This window comes from Ruminococcus sp. N15.MGS-57 (assembly GCF_000980385.1).
GTDB classification, from domain to species: Bacteria; Bacillota; Clostridia; order Oscillospirales; family Ruminococcaceae; genus Hominimerdicola; species Hominimerdicola aceti.
Map to the genome: position 1 here is coordinate 1 of NZ_LARF01000064.1, position 6,840 is coordinate 6,840.

Sequence of the window (6,840 nt, forward strand, 5' to 3'; positions counted from 1 at the left end):
CCTTGTGAATAATCTGAAAAATATCAGAGATAACAAAAATCGAACAAGACCGAATATTTCTATTGAAGAAATATATGAGTATGATATAGATTCTACCAAGGAACAGCTTGACGAGTATTGCAAGGAAGCAGACTTTGTTTTCAATCTTGCAGGGGTAAACCGTCCTGAGAATACCGAGGATTTCATGAAAGGAAACTTTGGTTTTGCGTCACAGCTTCTTGATACTCTGAAAAAGTATGATAACAAGGCAACTATCATGCTTTCGTCCTCCATACAGGCAACGCTCATAGGGCGTTATGACGGAGAATACGGCAGAAGCAAGCTCGCAGGTGAAGAGCTTTTTCGGAAATATGCCGCAGAAACAGGAGCAAAGGTCGCAATATATAGGTTTCCTAACCTTATGGGTCATTCAAGACCAAAGTACAATTCTTTTGTATCAACACTTTGCTACTGCGTGGCTAATGACGAGCCGTATTCCATAAACGACAGAGCAAGTGAGCTGGAGCTTCTTTACATTGATGACCTTGTTGAGGGTATGTTTGATCTTCTTGAGGGCAATGAAAAGCATTGCGAGTTTGACGGCGTAACGCCTGTCGCAAATGATAAGGGCAGATATTGTTATGTGCCTGTTACTCATAAGGTAACTTTGGGCGAGGTGGTAGATCTTCTTGAAGAATTTAAGCAGCAGCCTAAGACCCTGCTTATGCCTAAAATGCCAAAGGGCTCTTTTGCCAAGAAGCTGTATAGTTTGTATCTGACTTATCTTCCTGCAGATAAATTCAAGTATGCGCTGAAAATGAATGTAGATAACAGAGGCAGTTTTACTGAGCTTGTTCATACAGAGGATTGCGGACAGGTAAGTATAAATATAAGCAAGGCGGGCATCACAAAGGGTCAGCATTGGCACAACTCAAAATGGGAGCTTTTCATAGTTGTCCATGGTCATGGTCTGATACAGGAGCGTAACATAAACACAGGAGAGAAAGTTGAATTTGAGGTCAGTGGTGATAAGATCGAAGCTATCCACATGATACCTGGCTGGACCCATAACATAATCAATCTCCGTGATACGGAGGATCTTGTTACTGTTATGACCTGCAATGAGATATTTGATCCAAGTCACCCTGATACTTTTGGGGAGCCTGTGTAATGTCAGAATATATAAAATCCCTCCGCCAGCACCTAGGCCACACCCCTCTGCTGCAGGTGGGAGCAAGCGTAATAGTAATAAACGAAGCAGGACAAATGCTCATGCAGCAGAGAACAGACTGCGGAAGCTGGGGATATGCAGGCGGCTCGGTGGAGCTTGGTGAGTCTGTTGAGCAAACAGCCGAAAGAGAGCTTTTTGAGGAAACAGGTCTTAAAGCAAAAAAGCTCGAACTGCTTGGAGTCTATTCAGGTGAAAAAATGCAGTATACTTATCCCAACGGCGATAAGGTGTCAAACGTTGATATCGTCTACATCTGCCACGAGTATACAGGCAAGCTTAAAATGCAGGCTTCTGAGGTGTCGCAGCTTAAATTTATTGATATCTGCGACCTGCCCGAGGATATCTTCCCTCCAAATAGACCTGCTATAGAAGATTACATCAATAAAAATAAAACTTAAAGGAGACACTGTTATGTGTGGAATTGTTGGATTTACTGGAAATAACGAGGCAGCCCCGATCCTCTTGGACGGCCTGTCTAAGCTTGAGTATAGAGGCTATGACTCTGCCGGTATCGCTGTAAGAAACGGTGACGCAGAGCCTGAGATCGTAAAGGCTAAAGGTAAGCTGAAAGTCCTAAAGGAAATGACTAACGACGGAAAAGCTGTAAAGGGCGCCTGCGGTATAGGCCATACCCGTTGGGCTACCCATGGCGAGCCGTCAACTGTAAATGCCCACCCTCATTGCAGCGACGATGAAAATGTTATCGCCGTACATAACGGTATTATCGAAAACTATCAGGAGCTTCGTGAAAAGCTTATCAAAAAAGGATATACCTTTAAGTCAGAAACTGATACAGAAGTTGCCGTAAAGCTTATCGACTATTATTACAAAAAGTACTTGGGTACTCCTGTTGACGCTCTTAATCACGCCCTCGTCCGTATCCGTGGCTCTTATGCCCTCGCTGTTATGTTCAAGGACTATCCCGGTGAGATATATGCCGCAAGAAAAGACAGCCCTATGATAATAGGCGTTACAGGCGGTGAAAGCTACCTTGCCTCTGACGTCCCTGCAATACTTAAGTATACAAGAAATGTCTACTATATAGGCAATATGGAGCTTGCAAAACTTACAAAGGGCGCAGTTGCTTTCTACAATCTCGATGGCGAAGAAATACAGAAAGAAATGAAAACTATCGAGTGGGACGCAGAAGCTGCAGAAAAAAGCGGATATGAGCATTTTATGCTCAAAGAAATACACGAACAGCCAAAGGTGATAAAGGATACTATCAATTCTGTCCTTACAGATGGAAATATTAGCTTTGAAAGCGTCGGACTCTCTGACGAGGATATGAAAAATATCCAGCAGGTGTATATAGTTGCCTGCGGTTCTGCCTACCATGTGGGTATGGTGGCTCAGTATGTTATCGAAGAGCTAACTTCGCTCTCTGTCCGTGTGGAACTTGCTTCTGAGTTCAGATACAGACAAATGAAGCTTGCAAAAAATAGCCTCGCTATCATCATCAGCCAGTCGGGCGAAACTGCCGACAGCCTCGCAGCTCTCCGCCTTTGCAAAGAAAAAGGAGTAAAAACTCTCGGTATCGTAAACGTTGTTGGCTCATCGATCGCAAGAGAAGCCGATAATGTCTTCTATACACTCGCAGGCCCTGAAATATCCGTCGCAACAACTAAAGCCTATAGCTGTCAGCTCGTTGCCGCATATCTCCTTGCAATGCAGTTTGCAAAAGCAAGAGGGGAGATATCCGACGAAAGATTTGCTCAGCTCGTTGAGGAGATCAATACTATCCCTGAGAAGATAGAGAAAATTCTCGAGGATAAGGAGCGCTTGCAGTGGTTTGCTTCAAAGGTAGTGAATATAAAGGACGCATTCTTTATCGGCAGAGGTATTGACTATGCAGTAGGCATGGAGGGAAGCCTTAAGCTCAAGGAGATAAGCTATATCCATTCCGAAGCCTATGCAGCAGGCGAGCTTAAGCATGGTCCTATCAGCCTTATCGAGGACGGAACTGTCGTGTTCAGCGTGGTAACACAGTCTGCACTTTATGAAAAGACCATAAGCAATATGGTCGAGGTAAAGAGCCGTGGAGCAAAGCTTTTCGGACTTACTACCTATGGGAATTATGCTATGGAGGACGTTGCTGACTTCACAGTTTACACTCCAAGGATAGATAACCTTTTTGCGGCAAGCCTTTCAGTAGTACCGCTTCAGCTTTTGTCATATTATGTATCAGTAGGAAAGGGCTATGACGTTGATAAGCCGAGAAATCTTGCAAAGAGCGTTACGGTGGAGTAAAAAGAGAAAAATACTTACATCGCTGTTTGCAGTGTACATATTTGCCGTCCTCTGGCTCACACTCATAGCCAGACAGTGGGGAGAACGTCAGGCTGAGCTTGTGCCCTTCTGGGAGGTGCGAAACCTTTTTGAGAACATAAGCATCAAGTATCTGCGGGATTTTTGGCTGGTACAGATATTCGGAAACATTGCAATGTTTATACCCTTGGGCGTTTTGCTCCCGTATCTTTGCGGTATCACGAAGTTCAAAAAAGTTTTTCTTATGTCCCTTGTCTTTTCAGCAGGTATCGAGATAACGCAGTATATCACAGGCAGAGGGCTTTGTGAATTTGATGATGTTTTCAACAACACTCTCGGGGCTTGCGTGGGGTTCACATCTTGGCGTTTAAAGATGAGATACAATAAAAAATACAAGAATGAGCAAAGTCCGTGGTAACAGGCTTTGCTCTAAGGCAATATATTTTAGTATTGCCTTTTTGCAAGCATAGTACAATGGTCAGTATACAAGCTTCCCAAGCTTGGGATGCGGGTTCGATTCCCGTTGCTTGCTCCAAATAGCTGAGCAGACGTTTTGCCACGTCTGCTTTTTCTGTATTCGGTTATTGATTTTTTACAGATTTTATAGTATAATTAGGATTGTAAAAATAATTGCTATCAATAACTTGGTTGGACTACAGCTCGTGCACTGCGTGCTGGAGATGTTCTGGTTCTATCAAACGGTGAATTAGTAACAGTCGAGTGGATAGATCACGAAATTCTTGAATCACCAATATATGTATATAATTTTGAGGTTGAGGATTTTCATACATATTTTGTTGGCAAAAGTGGTATTCTTGTTCATAATGGTAAGAAATGCACATCTGTTGATTCTGTTGACTATAATGATGATAATGTTACTGTTGGCAGATGGATGAATGAGGGTGAGTATAACAAGATGGTAGCTACTAAAGAAATTCAACCTTCACCAAATAATCCACAAGTTAAGCATGTAGCCTATCCTTCAGATCCAAACGCATTTGGTCGTCAGGCTCCTAATGGAAGTTTATATGTAGAATTTGATATACCATCAGGATCTGTAAAGTCTGCTGGTAGTGGATGTGGAAGGATACCAGGCCCAGGTAGTCCTGAAAGTAGATTAAGTCAAAGCAGTGGTAATGGAGTAATAAATTATCCTAAAGTTTCAAATATAAGAAAGGTTGGTTCAAAATGATTATAGACGACTTTAAACTTTGGCTAAAAAGTAATGAAGAAAGAATTTTACAACAAGGGTTGCGTTTGGCAGATGTTTACAAAAATATTACGGAAAAAGAAATTGAAAAATCAGTAGTATATACATATGAAAACTTCAAATATATAAGCCAATTAACTATAAGAAATGATGGTTATATTAATATAGAACTATTGCAAAAAGACAGTGAAGAAATGGTTTTTTATATGTATTGTAAAACAGATAAAAAAATTATGTTTGAGTCTTTGTTTGATAACTATTTATATTATATTTCGCAAAATTAATTAATTTCATCTGGTCCTCAGTGGACCAGATGAACATCTTCTTGGTGTAAACGGCGAAACAATTTCTGCTACGCCGACACACCCATTCTATGTTGATAAACTTGGTTGGACTTTAGCACGTTCACTTCGTGCAGGCGATGTGCTTGTACTTTCAAATGGTGAACTTGTAATAGTTGAATGGGTTCAGCACGAAATTCTCGAATCACCTATCAAGGTTTATAACTTTGAAGTGCAGGATTTCCATACTTACTTTGTGGGCGAGTGTGGGGTGCTGGTGCATAATGAGTGCCCGAGTCCAAATGGAAGAAAAGGCGGTACTGAACATCAGCAAAAAACTCAGGAAATTAAAGACGATATTAAAGCTAGAAATAACTCTTATCCTGATAAAGAAATGATGTTTGATACAACAGGGGGTTATAAAAATAAGCGATTTGCTGATGTCGTTGAGTATGATGGTGATGAGATAGTTTCTATATATCAGGTTGGAAAGGTAAACAAAAATGGTTTGCCTGTATCCAGAGAATCCAAAGCCATAGAGGATATTATGAATTCATCTAAATATAATGGCGCACCAATTTATTTTATACCATATAATAGCGATAGTGGTCCTATTATATATATGAATTAGTGAGGTTAATCATGGGTAGACAGATAAATTTTTACATGAGTGATAAAATGCGACAGGAGTTTGTGGATTTTCTCACAAACAAAGGCTTTTGTTACGTAGATGACGGGGTCTGTGAAGAGGTAACCTATATTGCACCGTCTGATATTTATAGTTCTTTTAAAGTGTACTTATATAAAAAAGAATTTGGCAAAATATATTTGCGCGATACGGGTATAGTAAAATATATAGATGGCTGTTATAATCCGGTTATCGAGTACATTATATCAAGACCAAGCACCAAAACTGTAAAAAGAATCCTAAACGGAAGAGTATGGATGACATCTGATGATCTGTATGATGAAAATGCGGATAGAGAACTCATGACAAAAGAGTATAACAAGATCATTCGATGGTTAAAAAAACATCTTTTATATGAAAATATAGAAGCAGAAAAGTATACATATTGCAAGCATGGGGGATATACAATTAAAGAATATATAGATGAAGAAGCAATCAGAATGATTACTGAAGATGGATTTACATTAGGTTAAAGCTGTAGTATTGAAAATTTTTTCATTATTTGTAATTGCAGCGTAATAGCCTTACGCTGCTCTTTCTTTTTGATAGATATAATGTTCCTGTATAACGGCGAACTCGGCGTAGCTACGGACAGCTGGGATTTTTGTTCATAATGGGTGTGGTCAAGAATTTGAAGGATTACTTCCAACGGAAGGCGATTTTGGTACTTATGACGAACTGATAAAATCAGGAACTGTTGGCGATAATATCACGCCTAATCATATGCCATCTGCAGAATACATGAAGAAACATGGAGCAGATCCTAAAAAATCTCCTGCTTTTAATATGGAACAACCTAAAAAAGGTGGTAGACACAGACAAACCAGCACATATGGTCGAAAAATGACTGGCACCGAAAAAGCGGCTTACTATGCCTCATCTCCAAGAGATGCTTTGGCACATGATTTGTGGGATGCTAGAAAAATTTATAAAGAACAAGGACTTTACAAAGAAATCCGTCCGAAATTAAGAGAGTATAGTAAATATGTACAGAATGAAATTTCTGACCTTTTTAGTAAGTGACATGGAGGAATAAATGAAAGAATCATTATTAAAAAGATTATTTGAAAGTAGACTGATGACTACTGATGAGGAATTCGAAACTTTTGACTCAACGCTTGATGAATTATGTGACATAGTCAAAGAAGATGACATCAGAGCACTGGTAAATATTTTAGATGAT

Annotated in this window: 10 protein-coding genes, 1 tRNA gene and 1 pseudogene; all 12 read left to right on the plus strand. The window is 40.1% G+C overall.

What is annotated here, in order from left to right; translation table 11 throughout:
• Window positions 1-1,150: polysaccharide biosynthesis C-terminal domain-containing protein (locus WS40_RS09920; protein WP_046441987.1), on the plus strand; the 1,150-nt coding region annotated here is incomplete at its 5' end.
• The gene (locus tag WS40_RS09925) at window positions 1,150-1,608 is read left to right on the plus strand and encodes an NUDIX hydrolase (protein WP_046441989.1); all 459 of its coding nucleotides are present in this window, start codon (window positions 1,150-1,152) and stop codon (window positions 1,606-1,608) included. The genes WS40_RS09920 and WS40_RS09925, both read left to right, overlap by 1 nt.
• Before the next feature lie 13 nt (window positions 1,609-1,621).
• The gene (gene glmS / locus WS40_RS09930) at window positions 1,622-3,460 is read left to right on the plus strand and encodes a glutamine--fructose-6-phosphate transaminase (isomerizing) (protein WP_046441991.1); all 1,839 of its coding nucleotides are present in this window, start codon (window positions 1,622-1,624) and stop codon (window positions 3,458-3,460) included.
• Window positions 3,461-3,491: 31 nt separating this feature from the next.
• Window positions 3,492-3,896, plus strand: coding sequence for a VanZ family protein (locus WS40_RS09935; RefSeq protein ID WP_288178037.1), 405 nt, complete (start codon window positions 3,492-3,494; stop codon window positions 3,894-3,896).
• Between the two features lie 42 nt (window positions 3,897-3,938).
• Window positions 3,939-4,013 (plus strand) — tRNA-Gly (locus WS40_RS09940).
• 123 nt (window positions 4,014-4,136) lie between these two features.
• A pseudogene (locus tag WS40_RS11755) lies at window positions 4,137-4,298 on the plus strand (polymorphic toxin-type HINT domain-containing protein); the annotation flags it as partial.
• Window positions 4,290-4,670: a TreTu family toxin gene (locus WS40_RS09945; protein ID WP_442973540.1), complete on the plus strand. Its 381-nt coding sequence runs from the start codon at window positions 4,290-4,292 to the stop codon at window positions 4,668-4,670. The pseudogene WS40_RS11755 and the gene WS40_RS09945, both read left to right, overlap by 9 nt.
• The gene (locus WS40_RS09950) at window positions 4,667-4,972 is read left to right on the plus strand and encodes an immunity protein TriTu family protein (RefSeq protein ID WP_046441995.1); all 306 of its coding nucleotides are present in this window, start codon (window positions 4,667-4,669) and stop codon (window positions 4,970-4,972) included. Before WS40_RS09945 ends, WS40_RS09950 begins: the two co-directional genes overlap by 4 nt.
• Before the next feature lie 61 nt (window positions 4,973-5,033).
• Window positions 5,034-5,600 carry a polymorphic toxin-type HINT domain-containing protein gene (locus WS40_RS09955; protein WP_325208529.1) on the plus strand — a complete coding sequence of 189 codons (567 nt, stop codon included), beginning with the start codon at window positions 5,034-5,036 and terminating at the stop codon, window positions 5,598-5,600.
• Window positions 5,601-5,611: 11 nt separating this feature from the next.
• The gene (locus WS40_RS09960) at window positions 5,612-6,130 is read left to right on the plus strand and encodes a hypothetical protein (RefSeq protein ID WP_046441999.1); all 519 of its coding nucleotides are present in this window, start codon (window positions 5,612-5,614) and stop codon (window positions 6,128-6,130) included.
• 250 nt (window positions 6,131-6,380) lie between these two features.
• A complete protein-coding gene (locus WS40_RS09965; protein ID WP_046442001.1) occupies window positions 6,381-6,680 on the plus strand; it encodes a hypothetical protein in 300 nt (99 codons plus the stop codon).
• A 55-nt stretch (window positions 6,681-6,735) separates the two neighbouring features.
• On the plus strand, window positions 6,736-6,840 hold a 105-nt coding region (locus tag WS40_RS11760), incomplete at its 3' end, for a hypothetical protein (protein WP_442973541.1).

Coding starts and splice junctions, on each gene's coding strand:
- WS40_RS09960 (WP_046441999.1), top strand. CDS start 5,612: ATGGGTAGACAGATAAATTTTTACATGAGTGATAAAATGCGACAGGAG.
- WS40_RS09965 (WP_046442001.1), top strand. CDS start 6,381: ATGCCATCTGCAGAATACATGAAGAAACATGGAGCAGATCCTAAAAAA.
- glmS (WP_046441991.1), top strand. CDS start 1,622: ATGTGTGGAATTGTTGGATTTACTGGAAATAACGAGGCAGCCCCGATC.
- WS40_RS09925 (WP_046441989.1), top strand. CDS start 1,150: ATGTCAGAATATATAAAATCCCTCCGCCAGCACCTAGGCCACACCCCT.
- WS40_RS09950 (WP_046441995.1), top strand. CDS start 4,667: ATGATTATAGACGACTTTAAACTTTGGCTAAAAAGTAATGAAGAAAGA.